15 protein-coding genes and 5 pseudogenes are annotated in these 20,921 nt (G+C 55.5%); 5 read left to right on the forward strand and 15 right to left on the reverse strand.

The genetic code is table 11. The features are described from left to right. Positions 1 to 8 precede the first annotated feature (8 nt). Positions 9 to 1,490: a sulfatase-like hydrolase/transferase gene (locus L0U81_RS32390; protein WP_233810173.1), complete on the reverse strand. Its 1,482-nt coding sequence runs from the start codon at positions 1,488 to 1,490 to the stop codon at positions 9 to 11. 118 nt (positions 1,491 to 1,608) lie between these two features. On the opposite strand from L0U81_RS32390, the gene L0U81_RS32395 reads away from it, so the two are divergent. Both L0U81_RS32395 and L0U81_RS32400 read left to right on the forward strand, forming a co-directional pair. After that, positions 1,609 to 2,517, forward strand: a complete 909-nt coding sequence (locus L0U81_RS32395; protein ID WP_233810175.1) for a LysR family transcriptional regulator — start codon at positions 1,609 to 1,611, stop codon at positions 2,515 to 2,517. A gap of 321 nt (positions 2,518 to 2,838) precedes the next feature. Beyond that, positions 2,839 to 3,864, forward strand: coding sequence for an IS110 family transposase (locus L0U81_RS32400; protein ID WP_233810177.1), 1,026 nt, complete (start codon positions 2,839 to 2,841; stop codon positions 3,862 to 3,864). Between the two features lie 531 nt (positions 3,865 to 4,395). Here the strand turns inward: L0U81_RS32400 and L0U81_RS32405 are convergent. The 5 genes and pseudogenes from L0U81_RS32405 to L0U81_RS32430 form a co-directional block, all read right to left on the reverse strand. Continuing rightward, a pseudogene (locus L0U81_RS32405) lies at positions 4,396 to 4,683 on the reverse strand (DUF2827 family protein); the annotation flags it as partial. Between the two features lie 163 nt (positions 4,684 to 4,846). After that, positions 4,847 to 6,412 (reverse strand): methyl-accepting chemotaxis protein, encoded by a 1,566-nt coding sequence (locus tag L0U81_RS32410; RefSeq protein WP_233810179.1) that lies wholly within the window; start codon positions 6,410 to 6,412, stop codon positions 4,847 to 4,849. Positions 6,413 to 6,648: 236 nt separating this feature from the next. Next, positions 6,649 to 7,188 (reverse strand): MarR family winged helix-turn-helix transcriptional regulator, encoded by a 540-nt coding sequence (locus L0U81_RS32415; protein WP_233810181.1) that lies wholly within the window; start codon positions 7,186 to 7,188, stop codon positions 6,649 to 6,651. Between the two features lie 672 nt (positions 7,189 to 7,860). Continuing rightward, a pseudogene (locus L0U81_RS32425) lies at positions 7,861 to 8,183 on the reverse strand (IS701 family transposase); the annotation flags it as partial. 76 nt (positions 8,184 to 8,259) lie between these two features. Further along, positions 8,260 to 8,523: a DUF4148 domain-containing protein gene (locus tag L0U81_RS32430; protein WP_233810185.1), complete on the reverse strand. Its 264-nt coding sequence runs from the start codon at positions 8,521 to 8,523 to the stop codon at positions 8,260 to 8,262. 517 nt (positions 8,524 to 9,040) lie between these two features. Here L0U81_RS32430 and L0U81_RS33925 point away from each other — a divergent pair. Beyond that, a pseudogene (locus tag L0U81_RS33925) lies at positions 9,041 to 9,271 on the forward strand (helix-turn-helix domain-containing protein); the annotation flags it as partial. Between the two features lie 217 nt (positions 9,272 to 9,488). Here L0U81_RS33925 and L0U81_RS32435 read toward each other — a convergent pair. From L0U81_RS32435 to L0U81_RS32460, 6 genes and pseudogenes are all read right to left on the reverse strand, one after another. Continuing rightward, entirely contained in the window at positions 9,489 to 10,190 is a 702-nt protein-coding gene (locus tag L0U81_RS32435; RefSeq protein WP_233810187.1) for a GntR family transcriptional regulator, read from the reverse strand. An 887-nt stretch (positions 10,191 to 11,077) separates the two neighbouring features. Further along, positions 11,078 to 11,215 (reverse strand): annotated as a pseudogene (locus L0U81_RS32440) (integrase core domain-containing protein); the annotation flags it as partial. A 391-nt stretch (positions 11,216 to 11,606) separates the two neighbouring features. Beyond that, complete coding sequence (locus L0U81_RS32445) at positions 11,607 to 13,043, reverse strand: DHA2 family efflux MFS transporter permease subunit (RefSeq protein WP_233810189.1); 1,437 nt, start codon at positions 13,041 to 13,043, stop codon at positions 11,607 to 11,609. Then, complete coding sequence (locus tag L0U81_RS32450; protein ID WP_233810191.1) at positions 13,040 to 14,113, reverse strand: DctP family TRAP transporter solute-binding subunit; 1,074 nt, start codon at positions 14,111 to 14,113, stop codon at positions 13,040 to 13,042. Before L0U81_RS32450 ends, L0U81_RS32445 begins: the two co-directional genes overlap by 4 nt. A gap of 802 nt (positions 14,114 to 14,915) precedes the next feature. Continuing rightward, positions 14,916 to 15,425: a DoxX family membrane protein gene (locus tag L0U81_RS32455; protein WP_233810193.1), complete on the reverse strand. Its 510-nt coding sequence runs from the start codon at positions 15,423 to 15,425 to the stop codon at positions 14,916 to 14,918. A gap of 19 nt (positions 15,426 to 15,444) precedes the next feature. Continuing rightward, positions 15,445 to 15,969, reverse strand: a complete 525-nt coding sequence (locus L0U81_RS32460) for a hypothetical protein (protein ID WP_233810195.1) — start codon at positions 15,967 to 15,969, stop codon at positions 15,445 to 15,447. 590 nt (positions 15,970 to 16,559) lie between these two features. Here L0U81_RS32460 and L0U81_RS32465 point away from each other — a divergent pair. Beyond that, entirely contained in the window at positions 16,560 to 17,654 is a 1,095-nt protein-coding gene (locus tag L0U81_RS32465) for a porin (protein ID WP_233810197.1), read from the forward strand. Between the two features lie 87 nt (positions 17,655 to 17,741). Next, positions 17,742 to 18,834: pseudogene (locus tag L0U81_RS32470) on the forward strand (IS3 family transposase). A 521-nt stretch (positions 18,835 to 19,355) separates the two neighbouring features. Here L0U81_RS32470 and L0U81_RS32475 read toward each other — a convergent pair. The 3 genes from L0U81_RS32475 to L0U81_RS32485 all read right to left on the reverse strand — a co-directional run bounded on the left by L0U81_RS32475 (position 19,356) and on the right by L0U81_RS32485 (position 20,894). Beyond that, positions 19,356 to 19,544, reverse strand: a complete 189-nt coding sequence (locus L0U81_RS32475; RefSeq protein WP_233810199.1) for a hypothetical protein — start codon at positions 19,542 to 19,544, stop codon at positions 19,356 to 19,358. Between the two features lie 11 nt (positions 19,545 to 19,555). Continuing rightward, complete coding sequence (locus L0U81_RS32480; RefSeq protein ID WP_233810201.1) at positions 19,556 to 20,074, reverse strand: hypothetical protein; 519 nt, start codon at positions 20,072 to 20,074, stop codon at positions 19,556 to 19,558. 307 nt (positions 20,075 to 20,381) lie between these two features. Further along, entirely contained in the window at positions 20,382 to 20,894 is a 513-nt protein-coding gene (locus L0U81_RS32485) for a hypothetical protein (RefSeq protein ID WP_233810203.1), read from the reverse strand. Between the last annotated feature and the right edge of the window lie 27 nt (positions 20,895 to 20,921).

The raw sequence follows: 20,921 nt of genomic DNA on the forward strand, positions 1-20,921 counted from the left end.
AAAGCAGCCTACTTGGCCATTGCTCCGCTCTTCTCGGGGTTGACCAGCGGCGGCGGCGGATAATGAAGGCCCCGCTGGTTCGCGAAAGTGCGCGAAGCCTCTGGCGTGTATTCGTCCGGCTGATATCCGATGAGGCGCCCATCTGTGGCCCACGCTTCGTCGCATCCGTACAGGCTTTTTGCGAGTTCATGCTCGAGTCTTGTTCGAACTTTGACATACGCCGGATCACTCGATAAATCGACCATTTCAGTTGGGTCCGCGGTGAGATCAAAAAGCTGTATATGGTTCCCCGCGGGATACCAGATCAACTTGTGTCGCCCGTCGTGCATCATGCGGGTCGCGCTTCGCATCTCTCGGCATTCACCATAGAGAAAGTCGCGGCGCTCGGCGCCGACGGCTGACATACCGTCGAGCGTTCCCGGAATTGGAATGCCGGCAACATCGAGCAAGGTCGGCATGATGTCCTGAAGGGCAACGAGACGGTCGTCGGTAACACCGCGGCCGATCCGCTTGCAGCCGGCCGTTCCGACGAGGATGAACGGGATATTCGCGGCGCGTTCATAGAACACACACTTGCCCCAGAGGCCATGCTCGCCGAGCATGTCTCCGTGATCAGAGACGAGTGCGATCAACGTGTCGTCAAGAATTCCCTCGTCACGCAGAGTACCGATCAGTACCCTTATCTGGTGGTCGATGTGGGTGCACAAGGCGTAGTAAGCCTGCCGGATTCCCCTTAAAACATGGGCGCTATGCTCCGCCGGCCAGTATGCGCGCACGACCTGAAGAGCCTGCGGTAGCGTTTCAAGCCTTTCGGACCAGATACCGGCATTTGGTTCGTCGATCGGTAACCTGTCATACATTTCGATGTAGGACGCGAGCGGCGCCAAAGGTGGGTGCGGATGCGTGAACGATACGTGCCAGAATCCGGGCCGGTCCGGATCTCGGCGCTTGATCGCCCTCGCAGCCTCGCGCGCCGTCCAGTTCGTGACGTGGTGTGCCTCTTCCAAATGCCACGGACGGAACATGTAGTCGTTGTTCGACATGCCGTGCATGAATTGCTCGCCGGTGTGCCCATGATCGGCGAGATAAATATCGTAATCGTCGGTCGTGCCGAGTTCGATCCGGCCTTCCTCCGCGAGAATTGTGTCGTCGAAGCCGATTCGCGCGCGTTGCGGGAAGACGTGAAGCTTGCCAATCGCCGTTGCCTGATAGCCGGCATCGCGAAAACATTGGGCTAGGAGTGGCTCCTTGGGAAGACGCTCTGCAGGCTTGAACGAGCGGTCACCGTGCCCTCGCGGACTCAGTCCCGTCATCATCGATCGCCGTGCGGGGATACAGATTGGCGATTCTGAATATGCCCGGGTATAACGCGTGCCGAGGCGGGCAAGATGATCGATAGTTGGTGTCAGCACGGAGGGATGCCCGGCACAACCGAGCAAGGCTCCAGGCCACTGATCAACCGCGATAAACAATACGTTCGGCTGTTCCACGTCGCTCCTCATAGATCGTCAGAATTTTTACAATGCCGCCAGGTGATAATCTAACGATCAGAGCGCCATCCACCTAGATGCAAGATGGTCAATCCAGACATAGCTTGAAAGGTATTTCATGGACATGGATGTGCAGTTATGGAGACTGTTTGTGCAGATCGTGGAGTATGGAAGCGTTACCCGCGTAGCGAGCGCCCGCGACGTGGCGCAGTCCGTCGTAAGTCGCCAACTTGCGACAATCGAGAAGATTTGCGGCGGCAGGCTTTTCGAGCGAACTGGACGCGGTGTCAGGCTCAACGAAGCCGGCGCACGTATATACCCACGAGTTGTTGCGTGGTTAGAGGAAGGCAATCAGCTTTCGCGCGACGTACGCCGCGCCGCGAACGTACCGGCGGGAACGGTTAAGGTGGGCATACTATCGTCAATTAGCAGAGACTTTACGAGTTCCCTTTATGAGCGGATCACCAAAGCGTTTCCGGAGATCCACTTGCACATTTTTGATGGGCCCGGGCGACAAATATCTGAGTGGCTTGAGGCTCAAGCAATCGATTTTGGCGTTGTACTGAGAAACACAAAGGAGGAACGGCGCTCGGACATACGCATTGGTCCGCTGTCGACCGCCCTGATTGGCCCCCCGGGTGATGTCCTAACGAGTTCGGCGACCGTTGAGTTTTCCAAGCTAGCCAAAATACCGTTGGTTCTTGCAGGGCATCCAAATGTCTCCCGGGATCTGCTGGAGCATCATGCCCGTAGGAAAGGAATCGAGATAAACGTGCCAATCGAATGCGATTCGATTCCGCTTCAAAAGCATCTAGTGGCTACGTCTCACATCTATGCAATCCTTGGGCGACATGCTGTCCGCGAGGAACTGCACGCCGGCCAACTCCAGGCATCGAAGATCGTGTCCCCGAGCCTCACACGTTCAATCGTTTTGAGTTACGTGGAAGGACGCACGCCTAGCGCTGCTTCCCAAGCGGTTATCGATATCGCCCGCGCGATCCTTGTTCCCATGATCACTGAACCGTAACCGCCGAGCGCCATGGCCTTCAGCCGTTGGCTGCAATTGTCGTCCACGCAACTTCCGCGGGCGAGCCACGGTCGTTTACTACGGGACCGATTGGCGCTATCCGGGGTATTCGTACTTTCCGTGTATTTTCTGGCGGTTTTCACGAAAAATCTCTTTCATATCAACGAGTTGAAGATCCATCAAATTGCAAAAGCCTGTGAGGCCGCACAGCCTTGCTACAGGCGACTTCTTACGCCGCTACCGCCAGATTTTACTGAGATGGACCCGGCGCCCCCCTCCAGGGGACACTAACGCACTCACCGAGACGTGCGGAGGTTCATCATGGAAATCGACGTTCTCGGCATTGATCTCGCGAAACAGGTCTTCCAGCTCCACGGCGCCGATCGTCGAGGTCATGTTGTGCACCGGTCGAAGGTCTCACGCAGTTCATTCTTCGAATCCGTGCGCACCTTGAGTCCCAGGGTGGTCGTGATGGAACCCTGCAGCACGGCCCATCACTGGGCGAGGCGTTTCCAGTCGATCGGTATGGAAGTCCGGCTGATCAGCCCGCAATACGTCGCACCGTTCGTCAAGACGAACAAGAACGACCGCAACGATGCGGAGGCGATCGTCGAGGCTGCCAGCCGGCCCACGATGCGTTTCGTCACGATCAAATCCGTCGAGCAGCAGGACATCCAAGCCGCGCACCGCATGCGGGCTATCCTGTTGCGTCACCGTACTGCGCTGATCAACCAGATACGTGGCCTGCTCGGTGAACGCGGACTGGCCATCTCGCGCTCACCGGAAGCCTTCAAGCGTGCGATACCGGAATTCCTGCGCACGAGCGCAGATGAACTGACTCCGTTTTGCCAGACGCTGCTCACTGAGCTTCTGCAGCACCTGGGCACCATCGAGGAACGTGTTCATCTCATCGAGGCATCCATCCAGTCATTCATGAAGAAATCCATGCTTTGCAGGAAGATCGCCGAGATCCCCGGTATTGGTCCGATCACCGCCACAGCCATTGTCGCCGCGGTCGGCGACGCCACGCAGTTTCGCAACGGCCGGCACCTGTCTGCCTGGCTGGGGCTCGTGCCCCGACAGTATTCGTCTGGCGGCAAGCCGCGCCTGCACGGCATCAGCCGACGCGGCGACACCTACTTGCAGACCTTGCTCATTCATGGCGCGCGGACTGTTCTGCGTTACGCACCGAAGAAAACTGATCCTCAGAGCATCTGGCTTCAGGCTTTGATGGCTCGACGCGGGCATAACTGCGCGGCGGTCGCATTGGCCAACAGGAACGCGCGGATCATCCAGGCACTACTCAGCGGCGATGCAACCTATATGGCGCGAAGCGCGGCAGCATAACCTCAAAACCGCTTGCAGGAAGGTAACGCCCACACACAGGTTTGCGAAGCTTCTCAAAGCGATGACGAAATAGGTTGAACCAGCATCCTGAAGCCTGTTTTTCGTGCCGGCTGCCACCTGTGGCAAGCCGCGATTTTGCTAAGGACGGGGTGCGCGGATCTCATCGAGGCTGCGGGCGTGCTTCGGCAACGGCCCATCTGGCAAGCCGGATACATGCATGCAGACCGTTTCGACATCACGAACAAGGAGCTTGCAAAAGGCGTCGGGTCCATACAAGCACGAAAAGGACGAATACCCCGGAGCCCGATTCCATCTGCATGCCACCGTTCTGCAGAAAAACGTTCCACTGACCTTGACGACCTTAGGAAAATGGGTGTTCGGTGGTTTCCTCGCGCTCGGTCTGGTTTCGACAGTGATAGGGCCCGTGCGGCGCAGAGCGCTATCCGCTCGGCGTGAGTTGTAATCTGCTGGGTCCGGGCATAGCTTTGGCATGAACCTCTCGCCGTTTAGCGGGAGTCGTCCATCACATCAGAGCCCGGGGTTGTGGGTCAGCGGATAGTCACCGTACAGCGCGTCGAGGTAGCTGTAGTTCTGCTCGTTGCGCCACTGATGCGAGACGACCGCGTCCGCATGTTGAACCATGAAACCGACGATATCGTCACGTCCGTAAAACACAGCCTTGTGTTCGCGCACCAGATTCATCGAGTTCGCGAAGTACAGCATGGTCGCGTGGTCCTTCATGTGCAGCGTATTCAGTACATGCGTCACGCGCACCGAGGCGGGATCGGCACGGTAGGCTTCGTCGCAGACCAGCATCGGAATGCTCGACGAATTGTATCCCCGATCGCGGAGACGTTCCGGCGCTTGGCGAATTCTTGCCCGGCTTCGACTCCGAGAAGTAATAACGTCGCAGTAACGGAGTCTTCGTCGGTATAAAAGGAGCCCTCCCTCGTCGACCTTTTTTGTGCCTGGAAATTGTGATTTAAATAGCGCGTGCAATCTTGAAGTTAGAAACCAGTGTCTGAAGGCGTTCTGCTTCTGCATGAACGCCACGGGCGGCAGCAGCGGCCTCTTCGACCAAGGCTGCGTTGTGCTGGGTCACCGTATCGATTTCGCCGATCGCCTTATTTATCTCCATGATGCCCCGGTGGCCGTCATCGGATGCATGGGTGATCTCCTTCATCAGCGTCGATACGTGGGCGAACTCACTCACCACCTCGTTGATTTTGGACCCGGCATCGTTCACCAGTTGAGATCCTTGACCAACGCGGGTGACCGAATTGCTGACCAATTCCTTGATCTCTTTGGCGGCCATTGCTGAGCGTTGAGCCAGCGTGCGGACTTCCTGGGCGACGACGGCGAAACCACGACCTTCGTTGCCGGCACGTGCGGCTTCAACCGCCGCGTTAAGGGCCAAGATATTGGTCTGAAAGGCGATACCCTCGATAGTCGCAATGATGTCGGCGACTTTCCTGGATTGATCGGCAATGCCTGTCATGGTGGTCACGACATGTTTCATCACCTCGCCACCGCTGTTTGCCAAATCGGACGTAGTCTGCGCGAGTTCGAGTCCCTGTCTGGCATTCGCCGCGTTGTTCTGCACGGTCGCCGTCAACTGCTGGATAGAAGCTACCGTCTGTTCGAGAGATGCCGCCTGTTCCTCGGTGCGTTGGCTCAGATTCTCGTTACCTGCTGCGATTTCGGATGCACCGATCAGTACCGCCTCACTACCGGACCGCACCTGCTTCACTATATCGGCGAGACTCTCATTCATGCTGCGAAGCGCACGCATCAATTGGCCGAGTTCAGTATCGGAATGGACCCTGACTTGCGACGTCAGATCCCCCGACGCGACTGCCTCAGCAATTTTTACGGCGTCATTTAACGGGAAGATGATCGACGTCGCAACCGTGTTGCAGACATATACCGTCGCAACGATAGCGAAAAATATTACGGTGAACGTCAGCACCAGAGCCATATCGTATTCGTGAATGGCCTTGTCCGTAGCCTGATCTGCCTGCTTCTGAATGAAGTCCATATGGGCGGTGAGCGTGTTCTCAGTGGATTTGAAAACAGCAAAGATCTTGGTGTTGGCGAGCACCCGTTCGGCAGCAAGATCGGGGTTATCAGACATTGCAAGAGCGTAGAGTTCTTTGTTGATTACCGCGTACGCAGCAATAGCTTTCTTATCGTTCTCGAAATACTGACGATCCTCACCCGGCAGCGCGTGTTTTTCATAGCGATCGACACTCTTCCTCAGCTGGTCCAAGGCTCCGGCCCGAATCACAGCATTGGTATCTTTGGCTTGTTTGGTATCGGACAAAACAAGACCCAGCGTGGAGCGACGATCCGTACTCAGGGCCAGACGAAGATCAGCAACCGTTTTGACTGACTCCATCCAATTCTGCTTAATGTCGAGCAGATGTGATTGAATCTGATGCGCCTGGAAGAGCGCAAAACCCGCGGCGCTGCATAGCAACAGGATAACGATTGCGAAGCTAACAAACAGCCGGTTGCGCACTTTGAGATTGCGAAGAAGCAGGAGCATGTTTTCTTGTTTAAGTTGATTGTATAACCGAAGATATCGGCATGGCCCCATCAGTATCGATAGGGGCAAGCATGCTCTCTCTCCGTCAGTCGAATCAAACGAAGTGCTTGTCATCCAAAGAACTTTGGGAACGTCAGATCGAAAAGCGCAGCATAGAAAGCACGATACTCATCGATCGCTTCCGCGTGCTGATTATGGTCCACATATCCGACGAGCAAGGCCGGGAGCGGTGTCGTTCACACCGGTGCGCCAATGGCGCCGGAGGGTTTTGGGCTGCCCCTCAGGGCAACTGCCGAGGCGCCGGCTGGCCCATGGGCTGCAGAATTGACAAGTAAGCGCTTGAGCAATCCAACAAAACTTTCCACTTCATCCTCGGTTAAGAGGCTAATCAATCTTTCGTCGGTTGCCCCGAGGAAAGCTGTAATTTTCGCCACCATGGCCACTCCGCTACCCGTAAGCTGAACACACCAGCAGCGACAGTCGTTTGGATGCCGAGACCTCATGACAATTCCGACGTCCATGAGACGCTGAATGACTCTGGATAGCGCCCCCATATCGTATTGCAGCCGGCGGGCGAGCTGAACCTGCGTCGTGAATTGCCGCCCAGCGAGACATGCGACGACCTTCGCCTGCGCAAACGAAATCCCAAGCGATGATTTCAAATGTCGATCAGCGCCCTCGAAGATCGCCTTGTCGACTTCGATGAAACGGGATAGCCAATTTAACGCTGAGACTTCAGCTACATGGCATAGGGGTGGATTCTCCTCGCTCTTCATCTTCGCTGCATCTCCTACAAATGTGGCCGGAACCAGTAGTTGGGTTTCTACCTATACGTTCGAACCCCACCTCTTACTATGGTCAATTGTTCTGTTCTGTGCCGCTGCCGCGGGTCCGGCGCACTGAATTGCTCTCATCTCGTGGGGGGAACCGTGTCGATGTATTTTGACTTGTTTATATAATTCTAAAATGTATACTATCATTAATATCGACGGAAAGCACATGGTGGTACTTCTGAGCTTGACGGGGCAACTCCCCCTCGAAAATCGCCGTGACAATCCGAAACCGGATCAATCACGGTACCCTGGCAACGGGTTCGCAATTGCGCCAGTCATACCTTGACGAGCGACCGCTTCGGAACCGGCCGTGTACCGGTCCAAGAGGCGCTGAAGCTGCTCACCGTGGAGGGCATCATCGAAAATGATCCCTACCGCGGCTATTTGGTTGCATAGCTCACCAGCGAAGAAGCACGGCGTATATAGCCATTCGAAAAGACAGTGCTCGTTTTTGGGGGCCGCGTATCCGAAGCTTCTGATGCGACTTGCGAGCTCTGTCGCACTAACTAACCCGCCGCGCTAGTCTTACCGTGTCACAAGCTGAAACTCTGATTTGAGCGGTGGCAGCATGGACACAACGGGAAGCTGAGTTGATGGCGAATCGTGGTAGTCGAATCAGCTACGTGGCGCTGTGCGCGCAGGGCTCCTCTGGGGATGCAATCCGCGGGAAGCGAAGTTGCCTGGAGGGCGGCAAGGTTTGTTGGCGCTGACGGAACCGCCAGCAGTAAGTCGTTCAGAGACGAGAAACCCGTACGCCACGATACGTAACGCGGCATCGTGACGCAAAGCCTCGCCATCCTCGGTCTTCGATGCCCGACTCCCGGTTCCTGCATCAAGTCCTGGCAGTCGCGCCCGATACGCCAGCGCAAGTGCGCCTGGGCGACCAGTTCTTCCAGTGCAACGTCAGCCGGAAGGGTCGACAACAGGTACTTCAACGGGACGGTGAACACGACCTACCACCGGCGTTGGCCCTTGCGCCCGATGCCCGATGACTGCGGTGTTGCGGTGACGTTACTACTGGGTCATTTGACCGGCAGCAGTGCCGGCCGCCGCACGCCGTTGCGCCACGATCGCGCCTGCGCGTTGCGCGCTTTCCGGGTAGTCGGACCAGTCGTCGGACTGATCGTAGCCCGCCTGCCGCCATTCGATCAGGTCGGCGCGCACCTTGGCCCGCGTCAGCGGCGCCGTGGAATCGTACGGTTGAGCCAGCGCCGCAACCGACGCAATGCAGCACGCTGCAGCAAGGATGCCGAGCACTACACGCGGAAAGGAGTTCATGGCAAGTCCTTTCTTATCGGGAATATCCCTGAAAGTATAGGCGCTGTCTTCATGAACGAAAGACAGATCGAAACATCTTCACTTCTCGCGTAGTTCACAGGCGGGGCGCGAGAAATGTGGTTCCGGCGGGCATGTACCAACGAGGTGATCTACATCATGTGCTGGCGAAGCAATCTTCGAGAGGCTGGCGGCTAACGGATCACTGATTGCGTAACGCTCGTCGCCGTCCTGCGTTCACGCGAGAATTTTCACCACGCGGCCACTGCCGGAGCGAGACGTTCGATGGATCGCTCAGCATCGAGCCGTGCCGCGATTGTCGAAAGAATGCGCGGCGGAATCCTCTGGCTGCCGTCCATCGCAAAGGACCGTGACAGGCGGGACGCTCGCGTCGCATCTTCAAAGCGGCGGACCGGATGACGGCATCCGTCGCCCCTTGTCCTGGACACAGCTGGTGATCGATATCTTCAGGACATGGAAGTCCTGTCTCGACGAGCGCGGCATCGAGGCGTTGTGCGTCATGGCTACAGGCCGGCGAGCGCAGATTGATGGGGGCCAACTGCGGGGTTTGCCCGTGGCGCCGCCGCAAGGTCCGTTGGCACATGGCTTTGGCATCCGGCTGTGGATACTCACACGCGTACGAACGCTCATCGAACGGTTGTATCGCATCAGCTTCAGCGAGGTCCATGTCTGGCGAGTGGTGGGCGCGCTGGGTTTCAGTTCCAAAAAGCCGGAACGTGAAGCGACCGAACGCAACGAGGAACCCGTGCTGAACGGCAAGCGCAAGACCTCGCCAGCGCTCAAAAAACTTCGTCGAGGTTTTCCGGGGACCGCGGCGCGGATTTTGAGGAAAAAGTACCCTTCGTCGCGGTCCCCGGAAATCCACCATGAATCAAACAATATCCCGCGCTTCGAAAAATGCGAGCTTGGCCGGCAGTCTGGCGGAACTGCGGGTCCCCTTCCGCTGATCACATCTCTCTGGCCGCAAGCACCGCCATCAAGCCGCTCAATACTATTGATCGCCCCTTTTCGTAAGTCGCGAGCAGCAAGTCTTTATCCCTACTTTGTAACGCCTTCACCAACCGCGCCTCGATATTCGCAGTGCGGTGTTCAGGGTTCGCTGAGATATCTGCGGCCAATGCACGATAGCGATCGGTCAATCGCATCAATCGCAACGCTTCACGCTTGAGCACCTTGTTCGGCGACAGATCGAAAATCATGTCATGGAACGCGCGGTGTTGCTCGATCCAGCCCTCGCGATTGCCCGCCCCGAGCAAATGCTCAAGATCTGTGAGCATTACCTTGAGTTGCTTCATCTGCACCGGCGTCGGCCACTCTATGGTCATCAGCAATTCAGCTTCAAGCAATTGCCGCATCCGATATAGTTGCCGTGCCTCGTCGCTCGACAGTTGGGCGACAAAAAACCCACGATTCGGATCGTGTTCAATGATGCCTTCAGCGGCCAGCAGTTTCAGCGCCTCACGTACGGGCACTCGACTAATCCCGAAGCGCTCGGCAAGATCAGACTGACGCAGCTGGACACCGGGTGCAAGCACTCCCCGGTTGATCAGTTTGCGTACCTCTGCCGCCACCTGAGCCGGGAAGTCACTGCCGTCCAGTTCCAGAAGTTCGCCGGAAGTCACTCGGCCTAGGATCGAAACCGTATTCATTTTCGTATTAAATCCAAGATTGTCCGGGCGCGAACGTCAACGTCCACGACACAGACCCTCGCTGCCCTGCGCGTTGCCCCGGCCCGCGAGAATTAACCTTGCATATTACTATGCACTTAACTGTAATTGGCCGGTACTAGAGCGGTCAGACTATGTCCGCGGAGATGTCGCCCGGTCCCCGCGAGCGGAATGATTCTCCGGGACGAATCGAACCCAAGCGTGCGCCTGCGGCACACCGCTTCGCGACTTCGGGCTCGACCTTTTCCTGACTCCGAAAAGCACCGGGTCAAGTGCTGCCATCTACCACTTAACCGAGAATTCCTGCACCATTTAGCATTTTATGTTGGCCTTGATTTTAAATGCAATCGATCTAGGTCAAGCAACGAAGTTGGTTGCATAGACGATGCTCGCCCATTCCGTTTAACGAGATTCTCGCTCCCTTTGCCCACTCGGCAATGAAACCATCGTCGTCGAGCCCCGGCGCTCGACACGCTACCTGGACCAGCGACCTGAAATCTGAAGATCAAGAGACCCCTGATGAGCGCCGGCCTGACATCCCAATAACGGGCGCCGCTTGCCGCAGGGCGGAGACGACGGTCCTTCTGCGCAGCGGAGTCGAGGTGCCGCGGTTTGCAACCTGCCCAATGGCGGCACGGGCGCGCAGCCGCAACACTGCCGCTCGTCATAGTAGGCGGCGCCCGCCTCGCTCTTTGGATCCGGCGACCCGTCATAGTCGTCCGCATTGAACTGCGTTGGTCCTGGACATGCTGGAGCGTTAGTGTCCGGTCTTTCGTAAGCCTTGCGATAGGGCGAAGGCTCTACCGGCGGACGTATTCATCCGGCGTCACATCCTTCAACTCCTTGACACGAATCCTTCAAATTCGTGACGCCACGTGACACCGAGTGGGACGGTAGACCCGACGCCAAGCCTCAATCTCGCGTTTGGTTTCAGCTAGGGATTCAAACTGATGCAGATTCAGGCATTCGTCCCGGAATGAGTCATTGAATGTCTCAACGAAGCTGTTAGTCGCTCCGCAAATCATGACATTCTTAGTATTCGCGATGCCAGGATTTGAGAGGATTCTTTGTCGGGTACCCCCAGTTGTCGAATGGTCGCTCTGATGCGCTTACCCAGTCTTGAGTAGAACCGAACCGCTCGAATGCGATCTTCGGCGAGTACCTGAACAACCTCCAGATAGTCCAAGTTTTTCGTCGCCCCTTGACGCGACTTTTCTTTTAACGGTTAGGTCCCAGGTGATCTTCCACAACGTCTACTCGACAAGCAGATGGGGCCGAGTATGAGGCATGGGAAGTGACTGTCGCGTCGTGGCCACTAAAATGCTCGCTCAAATCCCATCCATAATCGTTGCTGACTGACGGTGCAATTGCGCTATTCATCGTTTTATCCTCGATTACTTACCGCAGTTCAGCGCCTTCATCGGCCGGAAGACGGATGAACGCGGCCACTGACAGACAGCTCAAGGCCCCGACGATAAAGAACGTGATCGGAAAATCGCTCATCGTCAAATGCTCTGCACTATGCCCATGAGCCCGCGCAGTGATCGTCAAGCAGGAAGTACATAGTGCAACACCAAAACTCATCGACGTCTGCTGCATCATAGTCGAAAGTGCTGTTGCCTTACTCATAATAGCCGTCGGAATGCCGGAAAATCCGACCGTATTCATCGTAATCATTCCAAGCGAGTTGACGATGCCCCCCATGAATAGCACAGCGCACATGAAATAAATTGACATGTCAGGCGAAAACAAACCATAGGTAGCAAATGCAGCACCAGAAAATACACTCGCTGCAATCATAAGAGGCTTCACTCCGAATTTACTAATAGCCCGGCGCATGATTGGGCGAATTCCAAAGGCACCAACCGAAAGCCAAGCGCTCGTCAATCCCGATTGAATAGGCGTGAATCCCACGCCGATTTGCAAAAGCAGCGGAACGAAAATAGGAGCCGAACCAACCGCTATTCTTAACGGCATACCACCGATATTTGTTATACTAAATGCTTTATATCCGAAAAGGTTGAGCGGAATGATCACGTCAGAACGATCTCGGCTATAGATCCAATAGGCGATCGCCGCCACTATACCGATACTCGTCGCGAGAATTGTAAAGCTCAGAGGAACAAAATTGTGCCCGATAGTTTCCAGGCCGCAGACTATCCCTGAAAGTCCGATCGCCATCAGAACGAAACCAGTGCGATCGAATCGCTCGGTTTTTTCCGATCGTGAATCCGGCACGAACCTTAGCGACAACAAGATTCCCAAGAGGCCGAAAGGTACGTTGAGCAGGAATATCCAGCGCCATGACGTCAGCGTGACGATGAAGCCTCCGAGAAGCGGACCCAAGACACGACCGACGGTCCCCGGCACGGTAAACCACAACATCGCCATTACCAACTGCGCAGGCGGGATGCTGCGCAAGAGGATCAACCGTCCAACCGGCACCATCATTGCGCCGCCGAGGCCTTGCAATATCCGAAACAGAACGATTTGAGTGATAGAGGTTGCGGCTCCGCACAGTGCCGACGCTAGCGAGAATATCGCGACTGCCGAACAGAAAACACGACGGGTACCGAAGCGATCCGTGAGCCAGCCGCTCGCGGGCAGAAACAGTGCCAAACTCAACATATACGCGGTGACGGCGAAGTTGAGGTGAAGTATCTCAACATTCAGCGACGCAGCAATCGACTGAAGCGCCGTACCCAGTATCGATGTATCCACTGCCTGCAAAAACATCGGCACAGCGACGATCATAGGAATCAGTCGCGTCTGCCAGGAGAAAGACGCCAACTTTGTGTCCTGTTTTTTTGCCAGGGTTATTCTTTCGTCAATCATCGAATCATCTCGCGCTTTGCCATCTGACGCCTATAAATGTCGAGAATTTCGGGATCGTAGTTGCGGAAGAATCTCTGCCTGACGGGCTCTGTCATCGCTTCCATCTTTGCAATCTCTTTCGGCGAGAGGCTATAAACAATCATCCCGTGATGTTCCAGTGTTTCACTGTCCGCCTTCGCCTGTTCTCGAATCAGATCGCGCTCGTAGGACCCTGCTTCCACCGCCGCTTGTTGTAAAACATTTCGATCCCGGACCGACAACCTCAGCCATACCGCGGAATTGGCAACGACGGCAATTGCGCTATAGGAATGATTCGTTATCGTCACGGCCGATTGAACGTCATACAGGCGTCCGACCACGATTTGTGAGTAAAAATTGTCTTGAGCCTCCACTCGCCCCGACTCGAGAGCCTTATATAGATCGGAATACTGAATACCGACGACCTTGGCACCCAAAGCCTTAAACGTCTCGACGAATGCCGGTTCCGGAATTACACGAACCGTACGGTCCGTCAGATCATTGGCGTGTTTGAAAGACCGCCCCGACGTCGTGATCTGCCGGAATCCATTTTCCCACCATGCGAGACCGATCAGTCCATGGCCCTGGAGACCCGACATCAATTTCTTCCCGAAGGGACCGTCCAGCAGTTCATGGGCCTGGCTATCGCTGTGGACCACGTAGGGAAGGTCCATGATTTCGAACTCAGGTTCGACATGACGCAGTGCCGGCGTAACCAGCAGCATAAGATCTGGGGCACCAGGACCACCCTCTTGCAATGTCTTGATCTGATCTTCGGGCGATCCCGGAACCGTCGCCCCACTCACTGTCACGGCCAGGCGGCCGTTGGATCCTTCGTTCACGAGTTCCGCGAACTTGATCATGCCGCGCACCGTAGGTTGATCGGAGTTCAAGTGAGACCGATATTCCATGATCGTGAGCGTTTGGACAGGTTGAGCATGTGCCCATAGAGGCTGCGCAACCAAAAGCGTTCCGAACAATGCCCCGGTAACGTCATTGCAAATTTGGTTCAGTGACCAGCCTGATTTGAAACGCGCGAATCGCTTCATCATGTTTCCTGCATTCTTCAAGACGGTGAAGTGACGGTATAGATGCGTTGTGGACGGCACATCTATTCATTAATCGTTCCGACGACGGGGCCCGCGATCGTCATTGCCAAAGCGATGATCACAGCTCAAGTGAGCACCATATTCATAAAGACCCAAATGACGCACGAAGACGATCGTCGAAGTATCAGCATTACCGCCCTTCCGACCGAACAACCACGTTGAACTCCTTCTTCATGACTCACTCTTCGGCCCACGTCAATCGCGTTTCATCCCATCCCAAACCCAAACCGGCGTCGTTCTATTCCGAAAACGTTTGCGAAATATCCACCAGTGCCAGCAAGAGTGCATCGTTCAAGAGCAACTCTCCACGGGCCGAGGAACAATTCACGCGGATCAGGTAAGCCAAAAATTCAGCAAAACGATCATTACACTGATGGCCGCCATGACGCTGAGCGCCAGCGGCACCGCGATATCGAATAGCGGCAACGTACCGGGCATGACCTCAAGATATCCGACCATTGTTGGAGCCCGACATCTGCTATCGCACGGATATCAACTCGAACTTCACTCGCTTCGCTGAAATCCGGCATATATCAAAAAATTTTGCAGCAACGGCCTGACACAAGATAGTGGAAATGCGAAATACAACCTCGCTCACGTGAATCGATACATCCAAGGTGACTCATATGCCCCCTCTATCTTGCTTTCCTTTTATGTAGATAAAAAAGGCTACGTCACCTATGCAACGTAGCCAACCCTCACTCCAGTACATCAATTGAAAATTCTGTAAATCGGATTTTCTGACTTACGCGACGTCATGCTTGAAGATGTTCGGCAACTTCTTCCAGTCGGCGATACGACCGATGGTCGGCTTGAACGTCATCATCGGGAAGTAGTACTTGATGTACCACACCATCAGGATCAGATTCATGTACAGACAGCCGACGCCCATGTAGGGCGTCAACATCTTGTCGAACCGATGGTTCAACACGATCGCGTTGTACCAGACCACGAACGACACCGGCAGCAGCATCAGCAGGCCCACGGGTACGAAGCAGCCGGTAATCAGGCAAATACCGCCCAGGATTTCGCAAATCTTCACAATATGGAAGAAGTGCGTGTGAACCATCGTGACCAGCAGTTCGTTCGATGCGTGCAGCGTGCCGAACGGTTGCGGGAAGATCGGGGCGTGACCCGTAGCCACGAGCCAATAGCTTGTGCCGCTGACGCACATCCACCCGCCGAGATACAGGCGACAGAACAGGAGAATCACTTTGCCAACGAGTTGCGGCATCGTTTTCTGATCGTTATCCATTATCTACACTCTTTATTGGTTATTGCGCAGCCTTGACCGGTACTTCCACTTTCGCCGGAGCAGGGACGCTGGTCTGTGCGACACGATCGTGGCGGATGATCCAACCCGACCCGCTGATTTCGTAGATATCGACGACGTCTTGCGCAGACTGACCGCGCGCGGCTTCGATCGTTTGGAATACCGCGACGTCGTTACCTTCGACGATCAGTTTCTTCACCGTATGCGGGATCGGTTCGCCGTCCTGGTGATCGATCGTGTTGGGCGCCTTATCTACGGCATTCTCTGAAAAGTACGTCTTGTACGCATCGACACCCTTACCCTGTCCGTAAGCCTCGTTCATGAACTCCGTCACGATTTCATGCGGTAGCTTGCCGGTGCCAGCGTGCCAGTGCCAACGCGGGTCTGAGTGGAGTTGGTGAGCGATCTGGAGGATGAACAAGACGCCCAGAAGCGCGGTGATCACCCGTCCCTGCAAACTGTCGAGCCACGCGTCTATACGCGGCGCAGTGCTATTCGAGGAGAGATCCTCTTGGTTGACCAACATCCTGCCTCCTTTGAGAGCATTTTTATGAAAAGAGGAACACGTAGCCCGCATTTTTGTATGCAATTTAGCCTACTGAATTGTATGGTCGGCCGACGAATCATGTAAACGCCGGGAAAACCCCCAATGCTCAATCCAGCGCAACCTAGCGCGGCAGCGTCGCCGATCACAGCCTGAGCTGTAGCTCGTAGCCAAGAGGCACTCGCTTTGGCCACTAGCCAGCCAAGGCGTTGGCCGAACATGTGGGGAATGACCGAAACCGGTGATCCGGGTCGGCCTCGTGGGCAAGAGGCACGGTCCACTTACGTCGGGCAAGCGGCATGACACCGCTATCGGAAGTTCGGAGAGTGTGGAACGCCACGCTCCCCTTCTTCTGATATTTGCTTCGCTCTCCTACATGAATCAGATGCATAAGTCGTTCTTATGGATCATCCAGGGAATACCCTTTGGACACAACAGTTTTTAAATACCTACCATCCGGTAGGCATAATAGAATATTATTATGCATTCGTACCGTCGCCGCAGACTGCTCCCCAGTTGCAGGGTGGTCCGCACTCTACGAATAAATATCAAATACGTAGGAGATACTTGAATTGCGTAAACTGCTCATCAGCGGCGCTGTTGCCGCAGCATTCGCGCCTGCAGCGCACGCGCAGAACAGCGTGACCCTGTATGGCGTTGCCGATACGTTTGTCGGCTACTTCGCTAACTCGACCGGACAACACGCCATCAGCTTGAACAGTGGCGGTGCCGGTGGATCGCGCTGGGGCCTCCATGGCTATGAAGACCTCGGTGGCGGTCTTTCTGCAATTTTCACCCTTGAAAGCGGCTTCAACATCAACAACGGCACGTCCGGCCAAAGTGGCCGCCTGTTCGGTCGCCGCGCCTTTGTCGGCATCAACAGCGAGCTATACGGTCAACTGATCGCCGGTCGCCTGCAAACGATGGGTTACGATTGGGGCGGCACGTTCGATCCGATGTTGCTCGCACCGGGTTCGCCGCTCGGTTCGGTGGGGGGGGAAAGCCCTCGTCCGTGGCTGTACAACATGCTGCAAGACCCGGCACGCTCGGACAACTCGATTCAGTACTCGTCGCCCGAGTTCCACGGTTTGAGCAGCACCGCTACGTACTCGTGGGGTGACAACCAAGGCCTGCAAACTGCGCAGCATTTCCAGTTGGTCACCGTCCGTTATCAGAACGGTCCGCTGCTGACTGAATACGGTTTCGGCCACAGCCTGCAACCGTCTGCTGCCGTTGCTCGCAACACGTACGAAAACGTGCTCGGCATTCGTTACAACCTGAACTTCACGGAACTGTACGCTACGGGTCAGATCCGTACGAACGATCCTGGCCGAGTGGACAAGGGTTGGCAATTCGGTTTCACGGTGCCGACCGGCCCCGCTGGCACGATCCGCGTCTCGTATGGTGGCCTGAGCGATCAGAATATCGGTCCTGACGGCAAGCAGTTGACCACGAACAACTTCTACGGTAACTGGATCATCCGCTCGGCGGCTATTGGCTACACGTATTCGCTCTCGAAATCGACAATGCTCTATGGCTTCTACAAGAAACTGTGGAACAGGGGCATCGCGAACCAGGCAATCTATCCCCCGGGCGGTCTGGGTGCGCCGGCCGGCTTACACACCAACGTGACGGCAATTGGCTTGGGCATGGCAACCCGTTTCTAATGTCAAATGAACTGCCATAGAAATCCTCGACAGAAATGAGTGCTAGTGTTTCGGAGCAATCTTCCCAATGCGAGTGGGAGGTTGGCGATGAAGCGCAAGCACTATTCGGTAGAGCAGATCGTGGCCGCGCTCAAGCATGCCGAGTTGGGCATGCCGGTGGCAGACCTGATTCGGCAACCAGGTATCTCGAGCAGACGTGTTACAGTTGGAAAGAGCAGTACGCGGACCTGGAATCGAACCAGGTCCGCGTACTCAAGCGGTTGCAGAACGAGAATGTCCGGCGCAAGAAGCTGCTCGCTGAGCTCGGCCTGGACATGGTAATCCTGCGGGATATCGCGACAAACAAGTGGCTCCGCCCAAGCTGAAAAGGCAGGCCGTGAGCTACATCGTGGATCACTACGGTCTCAACACGCAGCGGGCGTACTGCTCGGCGCAACACGCGCGCGGCGCCTTCTACTTGCGTCAAGGATTCCCCAGACAGCGGTGCGCCATCGCATGCGCGAGATCGCACAGACCCGTGTGCGATACGGCTACCGGCGGGTGCACGTGCTGCTCAAACGCGAAGGCCGGTGCGTGGGCTGCGACTGGGTCTACCGGCTCAACGCTTAAGAACAGTTGCAAACTGCTTGGGCGACGCAGATTGTTCGTGTCGCGCCGCGAAGGGTGCATACCAAGGCGCCTCGATGAGGTCTCAAGTCTCGACTTCGTGACTGACCTGTTGGCAGACTGAACGCGCCTGCGGGCCCTGACGGTCGTGCACGTTTTCAGCCGCGAAGCGCTCGCCATCAAGTTGGAAAGCGCCTGCGAGCGGACGACGTCGTATCGGTGTTGAACCGGTTGGTAGCTCAACGTCGGGCGCCCCGCTTCATGTCGGCCGATAACGGTAGCGAGCTCTCCGGTCGTCTGCTCGACATGCGGGCGTATCACCACAAGGGTGCAGGTCGACTTCGGCCGCCCCGGCAAACCAACGGCAAACAGCTTCATTGAGACGTTCAATGGCTCATTCCGGGACGAACGCCTGAATCTGCACCGGTCCGAATCCCTGGTTGAAAGCAAACACTAGATTGAGGCTTGCCGCCGGGACTACAGTCAGACTCGGCCTCACATGGCGCTCAAGGATTTGACGTCGGGTGAATTCGTCCAGCAGTATAGCCTTCCCCCTATGGTCGAAGGCTCATGAAAGACCGGACACTAACGCTTTGGCGTGTCCTGGTCCAGAGCAGTTCACAGCCCTCTTTAGCCGCAGCTACAAAACTGTCCAATCCTGCCGGGTCGGATCAAAGGTAATTTTTGGGCATTCCTTGACCGTAGGTCTATCGCCAGCGGCCCAGCGCCCGCCTGCACTATTTCTCTATTCAAGTTGCCCTGCGAACTCGTCTCAGCACATGAGGCGACGAAAAAATTGTACAGCCTTCTCGATACCGGGACGATCAGTTGAACGATTCGTAATGGGGGATCATCCGACCATTGCGGATGTCGCCGCATGTTCCTGAATTGCACCTGCACCTGCACCTGCACCTCCACCTCAAAGGCAAGTATCCCTCGAACCTTATACGAACTTGCCGTATGGCTCAGACACGTCGCAGCCCTTCCGAAATTATTCCGATGCCTACTCCGGTCAGTTATTGACTGGTCGAAAACCAAAATGAAAAAAGCCCGGAGAGCTGCCTCCGGGCTTTTCAGAATAGCCACCACAGCAGCTTAGGCTTCGCCCCTGATCCTGTCGCGGATAAGCACGAAGATGAAAAGTAGCCATGAAATGCCGAGACCGAAGTAGTCGAAGTTGCGCAGCGGACGGTAGTCCGCCCAACCCCAACCCGTCGAGCCGTCGATGGCCAGCAGCGTCAGAGCGATACAGATGGCGATTGCGATCCAGGTATTCTTTTTCATGCAAATGCTCCTTAAGCCGTTTCCTTTACTTCGACAGACACGCCGACCAAGCTCGGGTTGGCGTTCATCAGGCCACCCTTACCCTTCAGGTTAAATCCCTTCCAACCGTCCCATAACCACATCGGATTCAGGCTCGGACGGAAGCATGCCGCCATGTAGCCGCTATACGCGAGCAGGAGCAAACCGTTCATCAGCAGTTCTTGCGGGCCCGAAAACAATTGACGCGGCGTCGCTGAAATGAACGTATTTAGCCAGAAAATAGTGACAGTGGTCGGCATTTCGAGAATCAGAGTCAGAAGAACAAAACGGTTCGTCAAAAGCAGGAAACCATAAATCGCCTCCATATATTTGACCCAGTGATACATACCAATTGCGTCGGCACCGGCCAGATACTCACCGGCGAGCCCCGGTACCATCGGCACGTAGCCGTCGATTACGAATCGAATGCCCGAGAAAAAAAGGTGTGCGCCGAAATAAAGCCGAAGCCACGTAATGACGTACTTCCAAGGGGAAGAATTTGCGCTTTGCATAGGAGAATATTTCCGAGAAGTTAATGCAGCACTGCGACGAAATATGCCTGTGGCAGGCATATCCCAAAGGGGGTGGTCCAGACCACCGCCTGAGAGCCCGTTAAACGATGCCTTTGCGACGATCGCGAATCAAAACGACGATGACGCAAATCCAGGGAATTGCTAGGCCGAACATATCGCGCGCGCGCAATTCCCGATATTCGGTATAGCCTAGTCCTGTGGATCCGAAGAATACCCAGCACGTCATGATCAAGCAGCAGACGAGGCCGATATAAAGATTCCGATTGCTTTTCATTTGCGCTCGCCCTTAAGCAACATCGCTCGCTTCTTCAACAGTAACTGCCGCTCTAGCACCTTCACTTAGCCTCAGGTGCTCCTTCCAGACATCGACCTTGAAGCCTTCCCATAGCGCGAGCGGCTTGTTGGGCTTAAACACACTTGCCATGTAACCGCCATACGCCAGCAAAATGAGGCCATTCATCAGCAGCTGATTCGGCCCCGAGAACAATTGGCGCGGCGTCCCAACGATAAATGTATTGATCCAGAAAATCGAGATCGATGTCGGAAACTCGAGAATTGCGCCGAGCAACACATATCGGTTCGTCAGCAGCAGGATACCGGCCAGCATTTCCATTGCCTTCACCGCATAGAACATATGAATGGCATCGAGTGCCTGCACGTATTGACCTGCGATACCGGGAATAAATGGAACCCAGCCTGTGGAGAGATAGCGGAAACCAGACCACAAAAGATCGGCACCGAAATAAACCCGAAGCCAGAGTACCGCATATTTCCACGGTGGAGAATTAAGTCCCTGCATCGAATATCTCCTCTATCAGCGCATGGT

Source organism: Paraburkholderia sp. HP33-1, from assembly GCF_021390595.1.
Taxonomy (GTDB): domain Bacteria; phylum Pseudomonadota; class Gammaproteobacteria; order Burkholderiales; family Burkholderiaceae; genus Paraburkholderia.

Coding starts and splice junctions, on each gene's coding strand:
- L0U81_RS32430 (WP_233810185.1), bottom strand. CDS start 8,523: ATGAACTCCTTTCCGCGTGTAGTGCTCGGCATCCTTGCTGCAGCGTGC.
- L0U81_RS32435 (WP_233810187.1), bottom strand. CDS start 10,190: ATGAATACGGTTTCGATCCTAGGCCGAGTGACTTCCGGCGAACTTCTG.
- L0U81_RS32485 (WP_233810203.1), bottom strand. CDS start 20,894: ATGCAGGGACTTAATTCTCCACCGTGGAAATATGCGGTACTCTGGCTT.
- L0U81_RS32445 (WP_233810189.1), bottom strand. CDS start 13,043: ATGATTGACGAAAGAATAACCCTGGCAAAAAAACAGGACACAAAGTTG.
- L0U81_RS32480 (WP_233810201.1), bottom strand. CDS start 20,074: ATGCAAAGCGCAAATTCTTCCCCTTGGAAGTACGTCATTACGTGGCTT.
- L0U81_RS32450 (WP_233810191.1), bottom strand. CDS start 14,113: ATGATGAAGCGATTCGCGCGTTTCAAATCAGGCTGGTCACTGAACCAA.
- L0U81_RS32460 (WP_233810195.1), bottom strand. CDS start 15,969: ATGTTGGTCAACCAAGAGGATCTCTCCTCGAATAGCACTGCGCCGCGT.
- L0U81_RS32400 (WP_233810177.1), top strand. CDS start 2,839: ATGGAAATCGACGTTCTCGGCATTGATCTCGCGAAACAGGTCTTCCAG.
- L0U81_RS32410 (WP_233810179.1), bottom strand. CDS start 6,412: ATGCTCCTGCTTCTTCGCAATCTCAAAGTGCGCAACCGGCTGTTTGTT.
- L0U81_RS32415 (WP_233810181.1), bottom strand. CDS start 7,188: ATGAAGAGCGAGGAGAATCCACCCCTATGCCATGTAGCTGAAGTCTCA.
- L0U81_RS32455 (WP_233810193.1), bottom strand. CDS start 15,425: ATGGATAACGATCAGAAAACGATGCCGCAACTCGTTGGCAAAGTGATT.
- L0U81_RS32395 (WP_233810175.1), top strand. CDS start 1,609: ATGGACATGGATGTGCAGTTATGGAGACTGTTTGTGCAGATCGTGGAG.
- L0U81_RS32475 (WP_233810199.1), bottom strand. CDS start 19,544: ATGAAAAAGAATACCTGGATCGCAATCGCCATCTGTATCGCTCTGACG.